Source organism: Holdemania filiformis DSM 12042 (genome assembly GCF_000157995.1).
In the GTDB taxonomy this organism is placed as follows: Bacteria; Bacillota_I; Bacilli_A; order Erysipelotrichales; family Erysipelotrichaceae; genus Holdemania; species Holdemania filiformis.
The window spans coordinates 1-1,041 of record NZ_GG657574.1; the positions used below are offsets into that span (position 1 = coordinate 1).

At 48.2% G+C, this 1,041-nt stretch carries 1 protein-coding gene; it reads right to left on the minus strand.

Going from position 1 to position 1,041, the window contains the following annotated elements:
• A partial coding sequence (locus tag HOLDEFILI_RS18030; protein ID WP_006061393.1) for a transposase occupies positions 1-1,041 on the minus strand: 1,041 nt, incomplete at both ends.

Genomic DNA, 1,041 nt, shown 5'->3' on the forward strand with positions numbered 1-1,041 from the left:
GAAGCAGACTATACCCGAAGTTTTTCTTGATGTCTCCAAACGCCCCTTCTGCCTCACTGCTCCGCTGCGCCATCCTTCTTTTTCCTTCTTCCGTTTCCAGATAGGCATCGACTTCCTTCTGATATTTCTCCAGCTGCGGACTGATTCTCGCACTGCGTCCCTTCTTCGATGTCGTGCACCGGCTCCGCAGCGGACAATTCTCACAGTGCTGATTCCGATAATGAATCGTCGTTCTCGGTACTCCGGTCTTCATGTCCACTCTTATCTTCTCGATTTCAAAATCATACCCTTGCGGGCAGATCGGGGTTCCTTCCCCATTCCGTTTCATATGCATTAACTGAAACTGGTTCTTTTCCTTCACTTTCTCTTTCTTCTTTTGGTACCCCGGATATTTCAGGATTGCCTGAATCTGATGAAGCTGGGCATAGGCATAGTTCTCAAAGCTGCCGTATCCGGCATCCGTCACCACCATTTTCGGATCGTCTCCGAATTGATTTCGGTATCCTTCCAGAAAGGGGATTGCGGTCTTTGTATCATTGACATCCGGACTGATATAGGAATAGGCAATATACCCGTTATTCACTCCGATCTGGACATTGTATCCTGGTTTAAACACGTTCGTGTGATTGTAATAGTCATATTTCATATGCATCATTGTCGCATCCGGATCGGTCTTGGAGAAACTGTTCCGCTCTCCCAGTATATCTTTCGCTAAGGCGTAACTGAACAGACTTTTGGCAACGCTGCCCAATTCCCGTTTCAGCTTCGCCACAGGATGGATTCCCCGTCCTTTCCGGATCGCTCCGACTTCCTGCAGCCACGCATCCAGCCGTTCATCGATCTCCATCAAATACTTCAGTGTCGGTTCCTTCAGGATCGAATATCGCACTGCGATTCCCTGGACCTTAAAATAGCGATTCAACTGTCTTACGATTTCCATCGCTTTCTGCCAGTGACGCGGACGATACCGTTTGACCCAGGCACCCCAAAAGAACGTCATTTTATTCGCATTCGCCTCAAACTTCGTTCCATCGATCATCA